The following is an 18,233-nucleotide window of genomic DNA, read 5'->3' on the forward strand; positions in this document are numbered from 1 at the left end:
GCGGCTTAGGGCGTGATGGCCTAAATCAACCTCATGAAACGCAATATACTGATCCATCCCGACCCCCGCCTGAAAAAGATCTGCTCTCCCGTAGTGGATCTGACGGACGAATTGCGCCAGCTGGCTGATGACATGCTTGAGACGATGTATGATGCGCCTGGTATCGGGCTGGCAGCGCCTCAGATTGGGATGCTGGACCGGCTGATCGTTATGGACTGTGTCAAGGAAGAGGGCGAGGCTCCACGCCCGCTGATTATGTTCAATCCCGAAGTGGTCGCGTCGTCTGACGAGACGAATGTCTACGAAGAAGGTTGTCTTTCGATCCCCGAACAATTCGCCGAAGTCACGCGCCCAAAGGTCGTGGACGTGGCTTGGATCGATCGTGATGGTAACGCGCAGCGAGAAACATTCGATGGCCTTTGGGCAACCTGTGTCCAGCATGAGATTGACCACCTGAACGGGAAGCTGTTCATCGACTATCTCAAGCCTATGAAACGCCAGATGATCACCCGAAAAATGCAAAAGCTGAAACGCGAGCAGGCGCGCGAATGACCGTTCGTACCTGCCTGCCATGGCCTGATAAGCGCCTGCGGACCAAAGCCGAAGATATCACCGAAATTACTGACGAGGTTCGTGCCATCTGGGATGACATGATCGACACGATGGAGGCGATGCCCGGCGTCGGCCTTGCCGCACCGCAGATCGGCGTGATGCTCCGGCTGGCGGTGGTCGATGGCTCGACCGAGAGGGGGCGGGCCGTGCGGCTGGCAAACCCTGAGATCCTGCACAGATCGGTCGAATTGCGCGAGCATGAAGAAGCCAGCCCAAACTTGCCTGGCGTGTCGGCTAAGGTGAAACGTCCCCGGGCTGTGACGGTAAAGTTTCTCAACGAAAAAGGCATCATCGACCGCCGTGACTTTGTCGGGATCGAAGCCACCAGCGTGCAGCACCAGATCGACCATCTAAACGGGCAGATGTATTTCGACAGGCTCAGCAAGGTCAAACGCGACATTCTGCTGCGCAAAGCTAAAAAGCTGGGGTAGGCATGCGGCTGATCTTTATGGGGACACCCGATTTCTCGGTTCCGGTGCTGGACGCGCTGATTGATGCGGGGCATGAGGTTGCCGCCGTCTACTGCCAGCCTCCGCGCCCAGCGGGCAGAGGCAAAAAGGATCGTCCAACCCCCGTTCATGCTCGGGCCGAGGCATTGGGGCTGACCGTTCGGCATCCGGTCTCATTGAAATTGGCGGAAGAACAGGACGCCTTTGCCGCGTTGAATGCGGATGTGGCTGTCGTCGTGGCCTATGGCCTGTTGTTGCCACAACCGATTCTGGATGCGCCATCGCAGGGATGCCTGAATATTCACGCGAGCCTGCTGCCGCGCTGGCGCGGGGCCGCGCCGATCCATCGGGCGATCATGGCGGGTGATGCGCAGACTGGTATTTGCATCATGCAGATGGAGGCTGGTCTGGATACCGGGCCAGTCCTGTTGCGGCGGGCCACCGACATTGGTGCGCAGGAGACCACAGGGCAGTTGCATGACCGGCTGTCTGAAATGGGCGCTTCTCTGATCGTCGAGGCACTGTCCAAACTGCCGAACCTGACGCCCGAGCCTCAACCCGACGACGGCGTGACCTATGCCGCCAAGATCGACAAGGCTGAGGCGCGTGTTGACTGGGCCAGACCCGCGGTCGAAATTGACCGTCAGATCCGTGGCCTGTCCCCCTTTCCCGGCGCCTGGACCGAGATGAATGGCGAGCGGATCAAGCTGCTTGGTTCCAAATTAGCTGAGGGGCAGGGTGTTGCAGGAGAGGTTCTTGACGACCAACTGAAGGTTGCCTGTGACGATGACGCGATCGAGCTGCTGCGCTTGCAACGGGCGGGTAAAGGGGCGCAGGATAGGGAAACTTTTCTGCGGGGGTGGCCGATTGCCGTTGGTACCCGCCTGTCATCGGAGTAGGCCGCCATGTTCATGATCCTGATGGGGACTGTCGTTATTGCTGGGATTGTCGGCTATCTGTCCGAGAAATCCGGCTTTACCCATAATGGCATTCTGCAGTCGATCATCATCTGCTTAGGTGGTGCATTCCTGTTCTATTTCGTGCGCATCATGTTCGGGGTCAGCTTTGGCCCGCCCGGTCTGGATGCAGTGCTGTCCTCTGTCGGGGCGCTGATCATCGTTCCGACCCATTGGAGGAAGTGACATGCCCCTCATCGCCCTGATCGTCATCGGCGCAGCTGCGGGTTTTCTGGCCACCCGCCTGATGCGGATTGAGGCAGATATCCCAACCACCATGCTGATCGGTATCATTGGTGCCTTGGTTGGTGGGTTTCTCCTGCGGGCATTGGTCACGATGATGGGCTGGCTGTCCGGGTTCATCGGCGCTGTGCTGGGCGCGCTTCTGGTGATCTGGATCTGGCAGACCTATATGCGCCGCTAAGCCTTGATCAAGGGCGACTGCGTGGCGGGCGGCTTTTGTAGACGGGCAGTTTCCAGCCGAACAGCAGCGATCCTGCCCGCAATGCCCAGCAGATCAGGGCGCAGGCGACAAGCACGGTCAGTTCCTCGAACCCCATCCGTTTGGCAATAACGGCCGCTACCGAGCCTGCAAGGGCGCAGGACACATAAAGCTCACCCTGTTTCAGCACCAGCGGAACCTCGTTGCAGACCACGTCCCGCATCAGGCCGCCAAAGCATCCGGTGGTGACACCCATCAACACCACGATCGTGCCGGATTGGTCCAAAGATAATGCGACGCCCGTGCCGGCAGCTACTGCAATGGACAGGGCGAAACTGTCCAACCAAACCAGCCAGTTATATCGGCTTTCGACCAGATGGGCTGTAAAGAACACAAGCACCGCCGCACTGCAGGCCATCAGGACATAGCTGGGCTGGCCAACCCAGAACACCGGATTCCGATCCAACAGCAGGTCACGCACCGTGCCGCCGCCAACGGCGGTCAGGCAGGCGATAAAGGCAAACCCTACAAGATCAAGCTGCGCGCGACTGGCGACCAATGCGCCAGTCAGCGCAAAAACCAGAACCGAGGCATAATCGAGCAGGTCCAAACCGCTCATGTCTGTGCCTTCTTTGGTTTGAATGGGGCCATGCCTGCGCGGGCAAGTTCATCGGCCTTTTCGTTTTCCGGGTGACCCGCATGGCCCTTGACCCATTCCCAAGTCACATCATGGCGCATCTGCGCCTCATCCAGCCGTTGCCACAGATCGACATTCTTAACCGGCTTCTTGTTCGAGGTCTTCCAGCCATTCTTTTTCCAGCCGAAGATCCAACCGGTGACGCCGTTTTTCACATAGGCGCTGTCAGTGATTACGGTGATTTTAGAGGCACGTTCAAGCGTTTCAAGCGCGCTGATCGCGGCCAGCAGTTCCATTCGGTTGTTGGTGGTTTCAGCTTCGCCGCCGCTCAGTTCACGCTGTTTCAGGACGGTGTCGCCTTCCATTGCACGCAGCAACACGCCCCAGCCACCCGGGCCTGGATTGCCGGAACAAGCACCGTCAGTATAGGCAAACAGTTCAGGCATGGGCCAGCACCAGAATGAAGCCATCGTAAGAACCCGCCAGACCTTTGCCGATCCCGGTCCTAATCCCGTCGATGGTAAAGCCGGCATCTGCCAGGGCCTCCTCGATCTCGTTCTGCGAGAAGTAGCTATAATAGCGATCCAGATGATCGCGATGTTCGCCCGTGCCCAGTTTGAGGCCCAGGAAAAAAACGCCCTGCGGTTTCAGCGCCCGGTGGATGGCCGCCAAATGGCGTGGGAAATCCTTGCGAGGCGCGTGCAGCAGCGAGAAGCTGGCGTAGATGCCGTCATATGCGGCCACTTCGGTCACGTCGTCGAAAGTACCCAGATGCGCGTCCACGCCATTGGCACGCGCATAGTCAACAAAAGCGGGCGTCGCATCCAGCGCATGCACGCTCAGGCCCTGGCGTAGAAAGAACGCGCTGTCTGACCCGGGGCCCGATCCCAGATCCAACACATGCCCCTTACCGACGGCATCGGCAAATTCCTGACGCGATGTCAGCTGCTCCGGTGGTAGAGGAACCTTGAGGTATTCGGCCACGTTGTTGGTATAGGCGTTGATAGTTTTGGGATCGCTCACAGATAGACTCCGACGGCAAGGCAGGCCAATACGACTGCGGTCAGCAAAATGCGCAACCGCATCCACCAGACTGGTGTTAGCCGCCAATACGAAAAGATGGCATCCAACACCAGTAGCCCGCCAAACCCCCACATCAGATTTGTGCCAGTGCTGACAGGCCCGCTGCCGGTTTTCAGAAAGGCCCACAGGGCGGGTAATGTGGACAGCGCATAACAGGTCGCGGCCTTGCTGCCAGAGGTTTTACTGGAAAACCCCCACAGCACGCCGGACATAAAGCTGAGGATGATCGCCCCATAATACAACTGGATATACGGACCGACAAAACGTGCGCCCAGTGCCTGTCGGCCCCAGTCGTTCAGATCGCCGTTCAGATAGGTCAGCGCGCCCCAGATGAAGGGGATCAGCCCGGCCAACCCCAGAAACAGCGGCGCCCTTGGTATGCCACTCATGCGGGTTGGCGCAGGACGCGCGGGACTTTGAACTCGACATTCTCGGTCGCTGTTTCGACCATCTCGACCGTCACATCGTAATGCTGTCTGAACGCATCAATAACTTCGTTGATCAGAACCTCGGGGGCAGAAGCGCCTGCTGTCAGAGCGATCGAAGAGATACCTTCGAGTGCGCGCCAGTCGATGTCGGTCGCGCGTTGCACCAGTTGGGCATAGCTGCATCCCGCGCGTGCCGCGACCTCGACCAAACGGCGCGAGTTTGATGAATTCGGCGCCCCCACAACCAACAGGGCATCGGACTTCCGGGCCACAACCTTGACCGCCTCTTGCCGGTTGGTTGTGGCGTAACAGATGTCTTCTTTGTGGGGGCCGACAATGGACGGGAACCGGGCCTGAAGTGCCTCGATGACATCCTTTGTGTCGTCAACCGACAGGGTCGTCTGAGTGACAAAGGCCAGTCTGTCAGGGTCGCGGACCTGGACGTCGGCGACATCTGCAACGGTTTCGACCAGCAAAACCTCTCCGTCCGGGAGCTGTCCCATGGTTCCGATGGTTTCGGGATGGCCCTTATGACCGATCATGATCATCTGCAGCCCGGCTTCGGCGTGGCGCTGTGCTTCGACATGGACTTTGGAGACCAGCGGGCAGGTGGCGTCTACATAGACCATCTGGCGCTGCGCCGCCGTCGCGGGTACCGATTTGGGAACCCCGTGCGCCGAGAATATCACTGGGCGATCGTCGGGGCAGTCTTCCAGCTCATCGACAAAGATCGCACCTTTGGCGCGCAGTCCATCGACCACGAATTTGTTATGGACAATCTCGTGCCGAACATAGACTGGGGCACCCCATTTCTGCAGCGCCATCTCGACAATCTTTATGGCCCTGTCGACACCAGCACAGAACCCGCGCGGGGCGGCAAGATAGAGGGTCAGGGGGGGCTTGGTCATGTCGCGTTCTCCTTACCGACACAGGTAAGTCTTTTCACGGCCATGGTCCAGTCAGGACAATGTCATTGATCCGACATGGTTCAATGCTAGCCAATAGGTGTTTTCAGCACCTGATCTTTGTTTAAAAGCGCGGCCAGGGTTTCCCCTGACCGCGCTAATTTTCAACCGAGTTTGCTTTGGGGCCAGGTTATTACCCGCCTGCGGCAACGGTGCGCGGTTCCATCGGCATTTCGCGCGGCGGGCGACCGATCACGTCGCGGAGATCTTCCAGCTCAATGAAGTTGTCGGCCTGGCGGCGCAATTCGTCCGAGATCATGGGGGGCTGGCTGCGGATGGTCGACACCACAGAAACGCGTACCCCCTGACGTTGCAGGCTTGCGATCAGCGGGCGGAAATCTCCGTCGCCGGAAAACAGCACGATATGGTCTACACGTGGTGCAAGCTCCATGGCATCGACGGTCAGTTCGATATCCATGTTACCTTTGACTTTCCGACGCCCCATGCTGTCGGTGTATTCTTTTGCCGGTTTCGTAACCATGGTGAAGCCATTGTAATGCAGCCAATCAACCAGTGGACGGATGGGCGAATACTCGTCATTTTCAAGTAGCGCTGTGTAATAGAAAGCTCTGAGCATCTTACCGCGGCGCATGAATTCCTGGCGCAGCAGTTTATAGTCAATGTCAAACCCCAGTGCTTTTGCGGCTGCATAAAGATTCGAGCCGTCGATGAACAGCGCTAGCCGTTCGTCTTTATAAAACATAAATAGATCCTTCCGGTACAAATCAGCGCGCTGCGTGTTACGTGAGTGAGGCTTGGGAAAATACAGCGCATTGATATCCCCATAATTAGGGGTTTTATGGTGTATCGCAAGTATGCAATTCGCCGAATATAGGGAGTAGGATGCGCAAAACCACCTCAAAAGCAGTGCTTGCCCTCGGCGCAAATCTCAAAGTGAGAGGTTTTGAGCCCCATCTGACGCTACGGCATGCCATTGACGCGATTTTGCGCCAGGGGCTGTTGATTCGGGCTGAAAGCCGCTTTTATGCGACCCCTTGTTTTCCTGAGGGCGCGGGCCCGGACTATGTGAATGCGGCCGTGTTGATCGAGACTGAAAGGTCACCCTTTGAGTTGCTGCAGATATTGCATGGAATTGAACATGATTACGGGCGTGAGAGGATTCAGCGCTGGGGAATGCGGACGTTGGATCTGGACCTGGTCTGTTACGATGATCTGGTTCTGCCCGACCGCGAGGTTTTTCAAAGCTGGTTATCTCTGCCACCCGAAGATCAGAAACAGCAGGCGCCGGATCAGTTGATCCTGCCGCACCCAAGGGTACAGGATCGTGCGTTTGTGCTTGTTCCCATGGCGGATGTTGCCCCGAACTGGCGGCATCCGATACTGGACCAGACCGTCATGGAAATGCTTGCGGGGCTTCCTTCGGACGATATTGCGGCAGTTACCCCGTTATGATTGGTGCATTTGCAGCATTTCCTGCTTGTCAAGGCAGGGATTCGCCCTTAGATAAACCTCTTCCTGACATGGATTCAGTAACGGAGAGCGCCCCATGGCCCGCGTGACGGTTGAAGATTGCGTAGACAAGGTTCCGAACCGGTTTGAACTGGTGATGCTTGCCGCCCATCGTGCGCGCGAGATTTCCGCCGGTGGTCCGATCACCGTTGACCGTGACAACGACAAAAACCCGGTTGTTTCTCTGCGTGAGATCGCTGACGAGACTCAAAGCGCTGATGAGCTGCGCGAGCGGCTGATTGAGGCCAACCAGACCCAAATCGAGGTCGACGAGCCTGAAGAAGACCAGATGGCGCTGCTGATGGGTGCGGAAACAGACAAGCCTGCGGATGACGACATGTCCGAAGAAAAGCTGCTGCGCGCTCTGATGGAGGCTCAAGGCCAGGGGTAATCCCCACAAATGAAGGTGCGGACCGGATGATTTCTGCTGAAGACCTGATTGCGCTGGTCCGCAACTACAATCCCAAGACGAATGCAGACCGCATTGCCAAAGCTTATGAGTTCGGCAAGCAGATGCATGATGGGCAATTCCGCCATTCTGGCGAGCCCTATTTCACCCACCCTGTTGCCGTTGCCGCCATCCTGACCGAACAGCGTCTGGATGATGCGACTATTATCACGGCGCTGCTGCACGATACGATCGAAGACACCAAGGCCAATTACGGCAAAGTGTCTGAGCTGTTTGGCGAAGAAGTCGCCAAGCTGGTTGATGGGGTCACCAAACTGACAAACCTTCAGCTGTCCAGCCGCGAAACCAAACAGGCCGAGAACTTCCGCAAGCTGTTCATGGCGATGTCCAAGGATTTGCGGGTCATTCTGGTCAAGCTGGCAGACCGTCTGCACAATATGCGCACAATCAAGGCGATGCGGCCCGAAAAGCAGATCGTCAAAGCGCGCGAGACGATGGATATCTACGCGCCGCTTGCAGGCCGTATGGGTATGCAATGGATGCGGGAAGAGCTGGAAGACCTCGCCTTCCGCGTTCTCAACTCTGAAGGCCGCCAGTCCATCATCCGCCGCTTCATCACGCTGCAGCGCGAAACGGGTGACGTGATCCACCGGATCACCGGCGACATGCGGCACGAACTTGAAAAGGCCGGGATTGAAGCCGAGGTTTTTGGCCGTGCCAAGAAACCCTATTCGATTTGGCGTAAGATGCAGGAAAAGGACCAGGGGTTCTCGCGTCTGTCCGACATCTACGGGTTCCGCATCATTACGCAAAGCGAAGAAGACTGCTATCGAACCCTTGGCGCGATCCACCAGCGTTGGCGCGCCGTGCCGGGGCGGTTTAAGGATTATATCAGTCAGCCGAAATCGAACGGTTACCGGTCGATCCACACCACCGTTTCAGGCCGTGACGGCAAGCGGGTCGAGGTTCAGATCCGCACCCGTCAGATGCATGATGTCGCCGAAACTGGCGTGGCCGCGCACTGGTCCTATCGGGATGGCGTGCGTTCGGAAAACCCCTTTGCAGTCGACCCGGCTAAGTGGATCGCCAACCTGACCGAACAATTCGACAGCGAAGAGGATCACGAGGATTTCCTCGAGGCGGTCAAGCTCGAGATGTATTCGGACCAGGTCTTTTGTTTCACGCCTAAGGGGGACGTGGTGAAACTGCCGCGTGGTGCGACGCCGATCGACTTTGCCTATGCCATCCACACGCGCATCGGGCACGCCTGTGTGGGGGCCAAGGTTGATGGTATTCGCGTGCCACTTTGGACCCGGATCAAGAACGGGCAGTCGGTGGATATCATAACAGCTGACGGTCAGACTCCCCAAGTCACGTGGTTGGAAATTGCCGTCACCGGCAAAGCCCGTACAGCCATTCGTCGCGCCCTGCGCGAGGTTGACCGAGAGCGGTTCATCAAGCTGGGCAAAGAACTCGCGCGATCGGGATTTGAACATGTCGGGCGCAAAGCGACCGACAAGGCGCTGGACACTGCTGCCAAGCATCTGCGCCTGAAAGACCGGCATGAGCTGCTGGCGCGCCTGGGCAGTGCAGAACTAACTGCCCATGATGTGGTCAGCGCCGTCTACCCAGAACTGACGCAGGATGATGGTGATGCCATTCCGATGCGCCGGGCCGTGATCGGTCTTGAGCCGGGGCAGAAGTTTGACCGCGCCCCTTGCTGCCAGCCATTGCCGGGTGAACGGATCGTCGGGATCACTTATCGCGGCAAAGGTGTTGTCGTGCATGCAATCGACTGTGATCGCCTGAGCGAATACGAGAGTGAGCCCAAACGCTGGGTCGATCTGCACTGGCACTCGGGAACTCACCCGGCTGTTTACGGGGCAACGATTGATGTTACGATTGGCAATGACGCAGGTGTGCTGGGTCGCATTTGTACATTGATCGGCGAGAAAAAGGCCAATATCTCGAACCTAGAATTTGTGGATCGCAAACCGGATTTTTACCGCCTGCTGGTCAACGTAGAACTGCGCGACCTTGAGCAGTTGCATTCGTTGATGTTGATGCTTGAGGCCGAAAGCGATGTTGCAGCGGTTGAACGTTTCAGAGACAGAGCTAAATCCGCAGTTGCGGCTGGCTGAGAAGGGGTGATCAGGAGTGGTATTCAAGCGCCGAGATCGACGCTCGCCTGTCCAGATCGCATCGGAATTCGTCTATCCTCGTGGTGGCTGGACCCGGGCCTTCCACTATGTGAAACACCGCGTCCGGCGATTGCCGGATTCACCTGAACGCATCGCCCGCGGGGTAGGGTTTGGAGTGTTTGCGGCCTTTACACCTTTTTACGGGCTGCATTTTGGCATTGCCGCCCTGGCTGCGCGATTGTTCAACGGCAATATGCTGGCTGCACTCAGCGGTACGTTTTTCGGAAACCCTTTGACCTATGTGCCCATCGGGGTGGTTTGCCTTCAGACCGGGCATTTCCTGTTGGGCACCGAGTTTGAAGAGGGCGACACCCATGGGCTTATGGGGAAGTTTGCCAATGCGATCGGTGATCTCAAAGACAACCTGATTGCAGTATTCACTGACCGGGTAGCTGACTGGCACGGGCTGGGAATTTTCTACGACGAGGTTTTCTTTCCGTACCTGATTGGCGGCATTCTTCCCGGATTGCTGGCTGGGGTGGTTTGCTACTATCTCAGCCTGCCGCTGGTCCACACCTATCAGCAACGGCGTCGCGACAGGATCAAAAAGAAGTTTGAAGAAATCAAACGTCTGGCTGAATCCGAGGCTGCCGTTCCAGAGTCAAACCAACTAGGCTCGAGCCAGGATTTGGGAAAGGAATCAAAGGATGTCTGAGAACCGTTTGCGTCTCGGTGTGAATATCGACCATGTGGCCACAGTGCGGAATGCACGTGGTGGGGTCTATCCCGACCCTTTGCGCGCGGCCACGCTGGCCGAGCAGGCCGGTGCAGATGGCATTACTGCCCATCTGCGCGAAGATCGCAGGCATATTTCGGACGCAGATATTGACGGGTTGATGGAGGTTCTTTCGGTACCTCTGAATTTTGAAATGGCAGCCACGCCCGAGATGCAACAAATCGCTTTGCGCCATAAGCCGCACGCGGTCTGCATCGTCCCCGAAAAGCGCGAGGAACGGACCACCGAAGGCGGGCTGGAAGTCGCGCGCGAAGAAAACAAACTGGCCCATTTCATTGCACCTTTGCGTGATGCGGGCTGTCGCGTGTCGATCTTTATCGCCGCCGACCGTCGCCAGATCGAGGCCGCGCATCGCATCGGCGCCGAAGTGATCGAACTGCACACAGGCGCCTATTGTGACGCCCATGCCGAAGGCAAACTGGATGAGGCAGCGCAAGAGCTGGAAGGCCTGCGCGACATGTCCACCTTTGCCCATTCGCTTGGCCTCGAAGTGCATGCCGGACATGGTCTGACATACGACACGGTCAAACCTGTCGCTGCTTTTCCCGAGGTGCGCGAGTTGAACATTGGTCACTTTCTGATTGGCGAATCGATCTTTTTGGGCATGACCCCCGCCATTCAGGAAATGCGCCGCCTGATGGATGAGGCGCGGGGATGATAACCTCGGGTTTCATAGCAATCTGGATCGCCTGGTTGATGGCCGGAGGCTCACCCGGTCCGGCAACCATGGGCATCGCCGGAACTGCAATGAACGAAGGCCGCCGCGCCGGTCTGGTCTTTGCACTGGGCATCTGTGCTGGGTCCGCTGCCTGGGGCATCGCCGCCGCGCTGGGCCTGTCGGCGATCATGTTGGCCAATGTCTGGGTGTTCGAAATGATCCGCTATGTCGGTGTAGCCTATCTGGGCTGGCTGGCGCTCAAGGCCCTGAAACGGGCGCTGTCGTCGGATGAGATGGCGTTGGGCAACCCGGTCACCGGCTCGCTACGCGCCATCTTTGCCAAAGGCGCGGCGATCCACCTGACCAACCCCAAGGCGATCCTCAGCTGGGGCTCGATCTACGCTATCGTTGCCCCGAATGACGCCAGCTTGCCGATGCTGCTTGGCTATTTCGGCCTACTTTACGCGGGCTCGCTTCTCATTTTCATCAGCTATGCATTCCTGTTCTCTTCCGAACGCACAGTCCGCGCCTACCGCCGCGCCCGCCGCTGGTTCGATTTTGCCTTTGCCGGGTTCTTTGGGGTGGCAAGTTACAAGATTTTGACGGTGCGGTTGTCATGATCCTAGGCATCGGCACAGACCTCGCAAACATAGACCGCATTCAGGGCACGCTCGACAGGTTTGGTGACCGATTCCGTAACCGCGTTTTTACCGACACTGAACAACGCAAGGCCGAACGCCGTGCAGACACAGCAGGCACATACGCCAAGCGCTGGGCCGCGAAAGAGGCGTGCTCCAAGGCGCTGGGCACCGGGCTTCGTATGGGGATTTCCTGGAAGGACATGGCTGTCACCAACCTTAAAACCGGCCAGCCAGTGATGCATGTGACCGGTTGGGCGGCGGAACGGCTCAACGATATGACCCCCGAGGGTCATGCGGCGATCATCCACGTCACCCTAACCGATGACCACCCCTGGGCGCAGGCCTTCGTGGTGATCGAGGCGCGCCCAATTCGCGAACGCAGCGCTCTGTCTTGACTAACCCCGCCGCGCCGCGCATGTAGCACCCCAACAAACCAAGGACCGGAGAGCAGCATGGCCGAAGACGTCAATACCGGAAATCCCGTTTGGGAGACGATCAAAACCATCGTCTATGCGCTGTTGATCGCGGGCGTTTTCCGTACCCTGTTCTTTCAGCCGTTCTGGATTCCGTCAGGGTCGATGAAACAGACCCTGTTGATCGGGGATTTCCTGTTCGTCAACAAAATGGCCTATGGCTATTCCTATGCTTCTTGCCCCAGTCTGATCATCCCCAGCGTCGGCCTGAATATCGACGCCGAAGATGTTTGCGGCTGGATGCAAAGCGATGACAACTCGCGTATCTGGGCCGGTGATCCCGAGCGCGGCGATGTGATCGTATTTCGCCATCCGGTGACGGGCCGCGACTACATCAAACGCCTGATTGGCCTGCCCGGTGATCGTATCCAGATCATTGAGGGCCAGATCATCTTGAACGGGACGCCGGTTCCACAGCAACCCGATGGGGTCTTTACCGAGGTCGCGGCTCCGCAAGGTCCGCAGGGTCTGCGCCCGCGCTGTGAAAACGGCCCGGTTGGCCGTGGTGGCGTGTGTGAGAAATCCCGCATGATCGAAACCCTGCCCAACGGGGTGTCCTATGATGTGCTCAATATCGGTAATCAGGGGTCGGACAATACCGGCGTCTATACAGTGCCCGAAGGCGAATACTTCTTTATGGGCGATAACCGCGACAATTCCAGCGACAGCCGCCTGCCGCAATCGGCCGGGGGTGTCGGATATGTACCCTATGAAAACCTGATTGGTCGTGCAGATCGCATCATGTTCTCCTCCGCTGGCCGGTCGATGCTGTTCTTCTGGACCTGGCGCGGAGACCGTTTCTTTAAGGCCGTGAATTGAAGCTATCCGCCGAAATAAAGGCGTTTCAAAAGCGTCTGGGGTATGAATTTGCCAACCCCGAGCTGTTGGTGCGCGCGTTGACCCATGGATCGGTTTCCTCGGCTACGCGCCCGGACAACCAGCGGCTCGAGTTTCTGGGCGACCGGGTGCTGGGTCTGGTGATGGCGACGGCCTTGCTGGAGGCGGACAAAAAGGCCAGCGAAGGTCAGCTTGCACCCCGGTTCAATGCGCTTGTGCGCAAAGAGGCCTGTGCAGATGTGGCGCTGCAGATTGATTTGGGTGCTGTACTGAAACTGGGCCGGTCTGAAATGCTGTCCGGTGGGCGGCGCAAACAAGCTTTGCTTGGCGACGCGATGGAGGCGGTCATCGCTGCAGTTTATCGCGACGCCGGGTTCGAGGTCGCCAGCGCCGTTATCCTAAAACTCTGGGGTGATCGCATCCACGATGTCGAGGCCGACGCCCGTGACGCCAAAACGGCGCTTCAGGAATGGGCGCAGGCACGGGGCCAGAAACCGCCCAGCTATGTCGAAGTCAGACGCTCTGGCCCGGACCATGCGCCGGTCTTCACCATTGCTGCGCGTCTTCAGGACGGGGCAGAAGAGCAGGCAACAGCAGGGTCAAAGCGTCAGGCCGAACAGGCGGCTGCCAAGTCGTTGCTGGACCGTTTGCAGAATTAGTCTACCGGGTAAAAATAGTCGGTCTCCTGAGGGCTGGCCGGAAATGCCTATCGGTCGAACCCGGGTCATTTCCGGTGACGGGTCGCCCACTATACCCCACCCAATGCCATCCTGAACGCATGTGCCAAAGCTGCAAATCGCTCTGGTCCGCTGCCTCTTTCTGCGATAGGGAGGCCCATCTGCAAACAGGATCAAACCCCAGATGACGACACGCGCCGGATTTATCGCCCTGATCGGAGAGCCCAACGCAGGCAAATCCACCCTTCTGAATCGCATGGTCGGGGCCAAGGTCTCGATCGTGACACATAAGGTTCAGACGACCCGCGCCCGCATCCGGGGCGTGGCGATGGAAGGTGATGCACAGCTGGTCTTTGTGGACACGCCGGGCCTTTTCAAACCGCGCCGCCGTCTGGATCGGGCAATGGTGGCCGCCGCATGGGGCGGGGCCGCGGATGCCGATGTGGTTGTCCTGATGGTCGAAGCGCATCGTGGCATTACCGAGGGCGTAGAGCGCATCCTTGAAGGTCTGAATGAGATCGGGCAGGGCCGCACCGTCGCGCTGGCCATCAACAAGATCGACAGGGTGCAGTCCGAAGTTTTGCTGGCCCTGACCAGCAACCTCAATTCGCGCTACGCGTTTGCCGAGACCTTCATGATCTCGGCCGAGAAAGGCCATGGGGTTGACGATCTGCGTAAATGGCTGGCAGGCGAATTGCCCGAAAGCCCGTGGCTGTATCCCGAAGACCAGATCGCTGATCTGCCATTGCGTATGATTGCGGCGGAAATGACACGCGAAAAGCTGACCCTGAGGCTGCATCAGGAACTGCCCTATCAGCTGACCGTCGAGACCGAGAATTGGGAAGAGCGCAAGGACGGGTCGGCAAAGATCGACCAGATCATCTATGTCATGCGCGACGGCCATAAAGGTATCGTTCTGGGCAAAAAGGGCGAGACCATCAAGGCCGTCAGCCAGGCGGCCCGTGCCGAGCTGGAAGAGTTCCTTGATCGCAAGATCCACCTGTTCCTGCAGGTCAAAGTCCGGCCAAACTGGCTGGAGGAATCTGAGCGCTATTCGGAAATGGGTCTGGAATTCAAAGACGGAAACGCATGACGCGACTGACGGCAGACTTCTGGGTTCACGCCTATCTGGCACGGTTGCGATTTCAGGAAATACCGGCCTTTGTTGTGGCCCATGGTGACGACACAGCCGGCGCGGTTTTGATCAAGCTCAACACGTTGGACGGTCAGGCCACAGCCTTCCAGCGCAGCTTTGATCTGATGAGCGGTGAGCGCAAGTGGGTTGAACTCTCCTCTGGTCCCGAGGCCGATGTGGACGAGGCGATCCAACGCCAGCGCAGCTTTGACCCTGACCTCTGGGTGATAGAGGTCGAAGACCGGCAGGGGCGCCATTTGCTGGGTGAGGACGGTCTGGATTAGCGGTACTAGCACAGACGCGGAGCAGGCCTCTGCCAAAGTTATGGCATAGGTCTTGGTAAGACGGTCCATTTTGCTATTTGTACGCGTATTTAACGGATGGTGCGGAAACGGGTCGTTGCAGCCTATGACAAGGATAGAGGTCTTACGTTGGCTGAAACAATTGGTCAGAAGTTCATAAAGTCAAACCTTGGTCTTGTGATGAAGCACTTCGAGGGCTTCATGGTATTTGTCGGCATTTTAGGCCCATTTGCCACGCTTCCACAGCTTGTGAAGCTCTTCTTTACCCACTCTCAACTCTCAACATGCGTCGGGCCAATCGCTGTTAACATGGTCGCTCTATGCGGCGTTGTCTTTGCTTTGGTTCATCTACGGTCTGATCGTCAAGAAGTTGCCCATCTATATTGGCAACGGCATTTCTATGGTGCTGAACCTTCTTATGGTACTGGGTATCCTGATCCACGCGGGGGTCACGTTCTGACCCAATAGGTCGACGATTTCCCTGTCTCTCTTGCAGTGGTCCCGGCTTTGCGTTCTTTTGCTCGGGCAGGACTGACCCACAAGATTGGACACGCTTTGGACTGGCGCGACCACGGCATACTTCTGACCTCACGCCGCCATGGCGAAACGGCGGCGATTATCGAAGTCTTTACCGAAGGCCACGGTCGTCATGCCGGCGTCGTACGTGGTGGAACCAGCCGCAAGATTGCGCCGATCCTGCAGCCCGGGGCACAATTAGATGTGCTTTGGCGCGCACGGCTCGAGGAGCATATCGGCACTTTTCAGGTCGAGCCCCTGCGGTCGCGGGCGGCGGCGGCGTTTTCGGGTAGGCTTGCGCTGGCCGGATTGAATGCGGTGGTGGCCCTGCTCTCGTTCTGTTTGCCTGAGCGCGAAGCGCATCCGCGCATCTATAAACAAACCGAACAGTTGATGGACCTGCTGGGTCAGGACGAAATTTGGGTGCTTGCCTATCTGCGGTGGGAATTGTCGCTGTTGGAAGAGCTGGGGTTTGGCCTTGACCTGACACGCTGTGCCGTGTCGGGGGTAACAGAAGGTTTGGAATATGTTTCTCCGAAAACAGGTCGTGCGGTCAGCGTTGATGGGGCAGGGGACTGGGTGGATAGGTTGCTTCCCTTGCCACCTTGCCTGCGTGGCGTGGGCGACGCGCCGGATACCGAATTGGTGCAAGGATTGTTGACCACCGGACATTTTCTAGAGAACCGTGTTGCTCCGTCGTTGGGGAACAACCCTCTGCCCGGCGCACGGGCGCGGTTTATTGATCAGATCAATCGGCAGCTTTGAACACCATTTCCTGCCCGTCCTCATTGCGCAAAATCAGCAGGTTCCCTGATACTTCGGATTGGGTCATGACAAGCAAGGCGGCGAAATAGATCCCTTCTGCCTCAAGCCCGGCACAGGCGGCACGGGTCGCTGTCAGGCTGGTCAGCTCAAACCATGGATAGGGCGCGTTAAGCCTGCCCGTGTAGCTGTTGCAGGGGGCGCTGCCCGCTACTTTGCCTTCTTCCGGAAATCGCAATAAGGCACTGGCATTGTAGGGCTGACCGTTGATCTCTTGCAGGGCCCATTCCCGTTCGGCAGCACCATAGGCCGCAACGGTTTCATCCTTCTGACAATGGAGTAATCCGGAAAGGGAAAGCAGCATTATGTAACGCAACATGGCAGAATTCCTGAAATCAGCGAAGAACAGTTTCCTGGGCTTGGACACATTGTTTTGAACCGACTAAGTAAAGGGTCGGATACAATGCTGACCGTTGACTTGTAAAACATCTTAGACATATTGAATGCGAATAATGGGCCTTTCTTTGGATTTGAATAGCTCCTGTGAGTTTTAGTGCCGGTAATTGTATCCGGTTGTGTTTTGTTCTGATGTGGTAAGGTTGGAGCTTCGTTTTGACCAGAAATGACGATGTTGGCAACGGGCGGACACGAACAGCTGTTAAGGTTTTTGTGGCTCTATTCTATGTGCTCTTTCTCTTCCTGTTGGTGGAGCTTCTTTCATACTATGCTGTGGTTCATGTGTTCGATAACTCGCTGGGAAATACGGCAGAGCGGCATCTATACTCTTCGATCCGTGGTCACAAACTGAACCCAGAGTATCAGCGCGGATTTGATACTGGCGGACAGCGTATCCATTCCGATCAGGGGTTCCGCCACGATACGCTGATTGAACAGCCAAAACCCGACGACACGTTCCGCATCTTTCTGATGGGTGGCTCAACTGCTTATGCCATCGGATCGCAGGGCAGTATTTATCCTGACCATCCTACGCTCACCAATCAGGAAACGGTTGCATATTTCCTGCAGCAGGACCTGCGCGAGCGGTTGGGCGATCAGATGCCCGGTGTGACGATTGAGGTGATCAACGCCGGAGTTGTTGCGTATCACAGTTTTCAACATGTGTTGTACCTGTACGAGACGCTATATCAATACAGCCCGGACATGATTGTGTTTCTGGATGGTCACAACGATTTTTACAATGTCGGAGTTGATAACCCGGTTCAAAGCTATGGCTATTCATCGGCAAGGATGGTTGACGCTTTGAACGATCGTAAGCCGTTCTTTTCCTTGTACGCATTTCTGAGATACCCGGCGCAATATTTCTATACCTTCAAAATGGCGTCAAAGCTCACACAAGGTCTTTACGACCGCTATGAGGCGCCCAAATATAATACCTCTGGGGATGTTACAGCCTTGCAAAGAGACTTTTCAGCAGAGCTTGCGCAGACTGCAAAGGTCGGATTTTTGCGCAATTACAAGCTGATCGAAACATTCGGCGACTACCACGGGTTTTGCTATCACGTCTTTTTGCAGCCTGAGGTCGTCTATGAGGACACCAATGTCCTAAGCGAGACCGACCGCGAAATCGCCCAGCTCACGCGGGATTGGTACAAGCCGGGACGCGAAGATCTGATGCATCGCGCGCGGGTCGATTTCCCTGCTTTGTTTGAAGAGGCCAATGTGCCTTTCACCGATATTGCCGAGATCGGCGGTCCCCTCCACAAAGACAAGGTGCTGTATGTCGATTACACGCATCTGACGCCCGAAGGGTCAAAGCTGGTGGCTGCGCGGATGCTGCCCGTGGTGGCGGAACGGATCAGCCAGTGTAAGACCCCGTCCTGACC

The 18,233-nt window shown here is 57.1% G+C and carries 26 protein-coding genes; 19 read left to right on the forward strand and 7 right to left on the reverse strand.

Annotation, left to right across the window (positions count from 1 at the left end):
- Positions 1-33: 33 nt before the first annotated feature.
- Genes def (AC2FH2_RS16570) through AC2FH2_RS16590 form a run of 5 tightly spaced genes read left to right on the forward strand, consistent with a single transcriptional unit; the run spans position 34 to position 2,441 of the window.
- On the forward strand, positions 34-552 hold the full coding sequence (def, locus tag AC2FH2_RS16570; RefSeq protein ID WP_271951383.1) for a peptide deformylase: 519 nt from the start codon (positions 34-36) through the stop codon (positions 550-552).
- Positions 549-1,043 carry a peptide deformylase gene (gene def, locus AC2FH2_RS16575; RefSeq protein ID WP_496709624.1) on the forward strand — a complete coding sequence of 165 codons (495 nt, stop codon included), beginning with the start codon at positions 549-551 and terminating at the stop codon, positions 1,041-1,043. The genes def (AC2FH2_RS16570) and def (AC2FH2_RS16575) overlap by 4 nt, the downstream gene beginning before the upstream one ends.
- A 2-nt stretch (positions 1,044-1,045) precedes the next feature.
- Positions 1,046-1,960, forward strand: a complete 915-nt coding sequence (gene fmt / locus AC2FH2_RS16580; protein WP_271951379.1) for a methionyl-tRNA formyltransferase — start codon at positions 1,046-1,048, stop codon at positions 1,958-1,960.
- 6 nt (positions 1,961-1,966) lie between these two features.
- Positions 1,967-2,203, forward strand: a complete 237-nt coding sequence (locus AC2FH2_RS16585) for a hypothetical protein (RefSeq protein ID WP_496690325.1) — start codon at positions 1,967-1,969, stop codon at positions 2,201-2,203.
- Position 2,204: 1 nt separating this feature from the next.
- Positions 2,205-2,441 carry a GlsB/YeaQ/YmgE family stress response membrane protein gene (locus AC2FH2_RS16590; RefSeq protein ID WP_271951375.1) on the forward strand — a complete coding sequence of 79 codons (237 nt, stop codon included), beginning with the start codon at positions 2,205-2,207 and terminating at the stop codon, positions 2,439-2,441.
- 7 nt (positions 2,442-2,448) lie between these two features.
- Here the strand turns inward: AC2FH2_RS16590 and AC2FH2_RS16595 are convergent, their stop codons facing one another.
- From AC2FH2_RS16595 to AC2FH2_RS16620, 6 genes are all read right to left on the reverse strand, one after another.
- Positions 2,449-3,078: a trimeric intracellular cation channel family protein gene (locus AC2FH2_RS16595; RefSeq protein ID WP_496694505.1), complete on the reverse strand. Its 630-nt coding sequence runs from the start codon at positions 3,076-3,078 to the stop codon at positions 2,449-2,451.
- Complete coding sequence (rnhA, locus tag AC2FH2_RS16600; RefSeq protein WP_142639217.1) at positions 3,075-3,542, reverse strand: ribonuclease HI; 468 nt, start codon at positions 3,540-3,542, stop codon at positions 3,075-3,077. The genes AC2FH2_RS16595 and rnhA overlap by 4 nt, the downstream gene beginning before the upstream one ends.
- A complete protein-coding gene (locus tag AC2FH2_RS16605) occupies positions 3,535-4,119 on the reverse strand; it encodes a class I SAM-dependent DNA methyltransferase (protein ID WP_496690323.1) in 585 nt (194 codons plus the stop codon). The genes rnhA and AC2FH2_RS16605 overlap by 8 nt, the downstream gene beginning before the upstream one ends.
- Positions 4,116-4,568 (reverse strand): DUF3429 domain-containing protein, encoded by a 453-nt coding sequence (locus tag AC2FH2_RS16610; protein ID WP_496678771.1) that lies wholly within the window; start codon positions 4,566-4,568, stop codon positions 4,116-4,118. Before AC2FH2_RS16610 ends, AC2FH2_RS16605 begins: the two co-directional genes overlap by 4 nt.
- Complete coding sequence (gene ispH / locus AC2FH2_RS16615; protein ID WP_496690322.1) at positions 4,565-5,515, reverse strand: 4-hydroxy-3-methylbut-2-enyl diphosphate reductase; 951 nt, start codon at positions 5,513-5,515, stop codon at positions 4,565-4,567. The genes AC2FH2_RS16610 and ispH overlap by 4 nt, the downstream gene beginning before the upstream one ends.
- 190 nt (positions 5,516-5,705) lie before the next feature.
- Complete coding sequence (locus AC2FH2_RS16620; protein ID WP_142639223.1) at positions 5,706-6,275, reverse strand: LabA-like NYN domain-containing protein; 570 nt, start codon at positions 6,273-6,275, stop codon at positions 5,706-5,708.
- Between the two features lie 140 nt (positions 6,276-6,415).
- On the opposite strand from AC2FH2_RS16620, the gene folK reads away from it, so the two are divergent.
- From folK to recO, 13 genes are all read left to right on the forward strand, one after another.
- Positions 6,416-6,985: a 2-amino-4-hydroxy-6-hydroxymethyldihydropteridine diphosphokinase gene (folK, locus tag AC2FH2_RS16625; protein WP_142639232.1), complete on the forward strand. Its 570-nt coding sequence runs from the start codon at positions 6,416-6,418 to the stop codon at positions 6,983-6,985.
- A 94-nt stretch (positions 6,986-7,079) separates the two neighbouring features.
- Positions 7,080-7,433, forward strand: coding sequence for a DNA-directed RNA polymerase subunit omega (rpoZ, locus tag AC2FH2_RS16630; RefSeq protein ID WP_142639234.1), 354 nt, complete (start codon positions 7,080-7,082; stop codon positions 7,431-7,433).
- 26 nt (positions 7,434-7,459) lie between these two features.
- Complete coding sequence (locus tag AC2FH2_RS16635; protein ID WP_142639236.1) at positions 7,460-9,592, forward strand: RelA/SpoT family protein; 2,133 nt, start codon at positions 7,460-7,462, stop codon at positions 9,590-9,592.
- Between the two features lie 16 nt (positions 9,593-9,608).
- The gene (locus tag AC2FH2_RS16640; protein WP_142639238.1) at positions 9,609-10,307 is read left to right on the forward strand and encodes a DUF2062 domain-containing protein; all 699 of its coding nucleotides are present in this window, start codon (positions 9,609-9,611) and stop codon (positions 10,305-10,307) included.
- The gene (locus tag AC2FH2_RS16645) at positions 10,300-11,046 is read left to right on the forward strand and encodes a pyridoxine 5'-phosphate synthase (RefSeq protein WP_281995877.1); all 747 of its coding nucleotides are present in this window, start codon (positions 10,300-10,302) and stop codon (positions 11,044-11,046) included. The genes AC2FH2_RS16640 and AC2FH2_RS16645 overlap by 8 nt, the downstream gene beginning before the upstream one ends.
- On the forward strand, positions 11,043-11,666 hold the full coding sequence (locus AC2FH2_RS16650; RefSeq protein ID WP_142639243.1) for a LysE family translocator: 624 nt from the start codon (positions 11,043-11,045) through the stop codon (positions 11,664-11,666). The genes AC2FH2_RS16645 and AC2FH2_RS16650 overlap by 4 nt, the downstream gene beginning before the upstream one ends.
- On the forward strand, positions 11,663-12,082 hold the full coding sequence (gene acpS / locus AC2FH2_RS16655) for a holo-ACP synthase (RefSeq protein WP_142639245.1): 420 nt from the start codon (positions 11,663-11,665) through the stop codon (positions 12,080-12,082). The genes AC2FH2_RS16650 and acpS overlap by 4 nt, the downstream gene beginning before the upstream one ends.
- 57 nt (positions 12,083-12,139) lie before the next feature.
- Positions 12,140-12,979, forward strand: coding sequence for a signal peptidase I (gene lepB / locus AC2FH2_RS16660; RefSeq protein WP_496824450.1), 840 nt, complete (start codon positions 12,140-12,142; stop codon positions 12,977-12,979).
- The gene (gene rnc / locus AC2FH2_RS16665; RefSeq protein ID WP_496678783.1) at positions 12,976-13,656 is read left to right on the forward strand and encodes a ribonuclease III; all 681 of its coding nucleotides are present in this window, start codon (positions 12,976-12,978) and stop codon (positions 13,654-13,656) included. Before lepB ends, rnc begins: the two co-directional genes overlap by 4 nt.
- 202 nt (positions 13,657-13,858) lie before the next feature.
- Positions 13,859-14,767 (forward strand): GTPase Era, encoded by a 909-nt coding sequence (gene era / locus AC2FH2_RS16670; RefSeq protein ID WP_496824451.1) that lies wholly within the window; start codon positions 13,859-13,861, stop codon positions 14,765-14,767.
- Positions 14,764-15,093, forward strand: a complete 330-nt coding sequence (locus AC2FH2_RS16675) for a DUF1491 family protein (protein WP_496690317.1) — start codon at positions 14,764-14,766, stop codon at positions 15,091-15,093. The genes era and AC2FH2_RS16675 overlap by 4 nt, the downstream gene beginning before the upstream one ends.
- A gap of 352 nt (positions 15,094-15,445) precedes the next feature.
- Positions 15,446-15,571, forward strand: coding sequence for a hypothetical protein (locus AC2FH2_RS16680; protein ID WP_496824452.1), 126 nt, complete (start codon positions 15,446-15,448; stop codon positions 15,569-15,571).
- 95 nt (positions 15,572-15,666) lie between these two features.
- Entirely contained in the window at positions 15,667-16,392 is a 726-nt protein-coding gene (gene recO, locus AC2FH2_RS16685; protein WP_496824468.1) for a DNA repair protein RecO, read from the forward strand.
- On the opposite strand, the gene AC2FH2_RS16690 is transcribed toward recO, so the two are convergent.
- Positions 16,376-16,768 (reverse strand): META domain-containing protein, encoded by a 393-nt coding sequence (locus AC2FH2_RS16690; RefSeq protein ID WP_496824453.1) that lies wholly within the window; start codon positions 16,766-16,768, stop codon positions 16,376-16,378. The genes recO and AC2FH2_RS16690 overlap by 17 nt on opposite strands.
- Positions 16,769-17,094: 326 nt before the next feature.
- Between AC2FH2_RS16690 and AC2FH2_RS16695 the strand changes: the two genes are divergently transcribed.
- Positions 17,095-18,231, forward strand: a complete 1,137-nt coding sequence (locus tag AC2FH2_RS16695) for an SGNH/GDSL hydrolase family protein (RefSeq protein ID WP_496824455.1) — start codon at positions 17,095-17,097, stop codon at positions 18,229-18,231.
- Positions 18,232-18,233: the final 2 nt, after the last annotated feature.

Source organism: Ruegeria sp. YTSA105, from assembly GCF_059610225.1.

Coding starts and splice junctions, on each gene's coding strand:
- def (WP_271951383.1), top strand. CDS start 34: ATGAAACGCAATATACTGATCCATCCCGACCCCCGCCTGAAAAAGATC.
- def (WP_496709624.1), top strand. CDS start 549: ATGACCGTTCGTACCTGCCTGCCATGGCCTGATAAGCGCCTGCGGACC.
- fmt (WP_271951379.1), top strand. CDS start 1,046: ATGCGGCTGATCTTTATGGGGACACCCGATTTCTCGGTTCCGGTGCTG.
- AC2FH2_RS16585 (WP_496690325.1), top strand. CDS start 1,967: ATGTTCATGATCCTGATGGGGACTGTCGTTATTGCTGGGATTGTCGGC.
- AC2FH2_RS16590 (WP_271951375.1), top strand. CDS start 2,205: ATGCCCCTCATCGCCCTGATCGTCATCGGCGCAGCTGCGGGTTTTCTG.
- AC2FH2_RS16595 (WP_496694505.1), bottom strand. CDS start 3,078: ATGAGCGGTTTGGACCTGCTCGATTATGCCTCGGTTCTGGTTTTTGCG.
- rnhA (WP_142639217.1), bottom strand. CDS start 3,542: ATGCCTGAACTGTTTGCCTATACTGACGGTGCTTGTTCCGGCAATCCA.
- AC2FH2_RS16610 (WP_496678771.1), bottom strand. CDS start 4,568: ATGAGTGGCATACCAAGGGCGCCGCTGTTTCTGGGGTTGGCCGGGCTG.
- ispH (WP_496690322.1), bottom strand. CDS start 5,515: ATGACCAAGCCCCCCCTGACCCTCTATCTTGCCGCCCCGCGCGGGTTC.
- AC2FH2_RS16620 (WP_142639223.1), bottom strand. CDS start 6,275: ATGTTTTATAAAGACGAACGGCTAGCGCTGTTCATCGACGGCTCGAAT.
- folK (WP_142639232.1), top strand. CDS start 6,416: ATGCGCAAAACCACCTCAAAAGCAGTGCTTGCCCTCGGCGCAAATCTC.
- rpoZ (WP_142639234.1), top strand. CDS start 7,080: ATGGCCCGCGTGACGGTTGAAGATTGCGTAGACAAGGTTCCGAACCGG.
- AC2FH2_RS16635 (WP_142639236.1), top strand. CDS start 7,460: ATGATTTCTGCTGAAGACCTGATTGCGCTGGTCCGCAACTACAATCCC.
- AC2FH2_RS16645 (WP_281995877.1), top strand. CDS start 10,300: ATGTCTGAGAACCGTTTGCGTCTCGGTGTGAATATCGACCATGTGGCC.
- AC2FH2_RS16650 (WP_142639243.1), top strand. CDS start 11,043: ATGATAACCTCGGGTTTCATAGCAATCTGGATCGCCTGGTTGATGGCC.
- acpS (WP_142639245.1), top strand. CDS start 11,663: ATGATCCTAGGCATCGGCACAGACCTCGCAAACATAGACCGCATTCAG.
- lepB (WP_496824450.1), top strand. CDS start 12,140: ATGGCCGAAGACGTCAATACCGGAAATCCCGTTTGGGAGACGATCAAA.
- era (WP_496824451.1), top strand. CDS start 13,859: ATGACGACACGCGCCGGATTTATCGCCCTGATCGGAGAGCCCAACGCA.
- AC2FH2_RS16675 (WP_496690317.1), top strand. CDS start 14,764: ATGACGCGACTGACGGCAGACTTCTGGGTTCACGCCTATCTGGCACGG.
- AC2FH2_RS16690 (WP_496824453.1), bottom strand. CDS start 16,768: ATGTTGCGTTACATAATGCTGCTTTCCCTTTCCGGATTACTCCATTGT.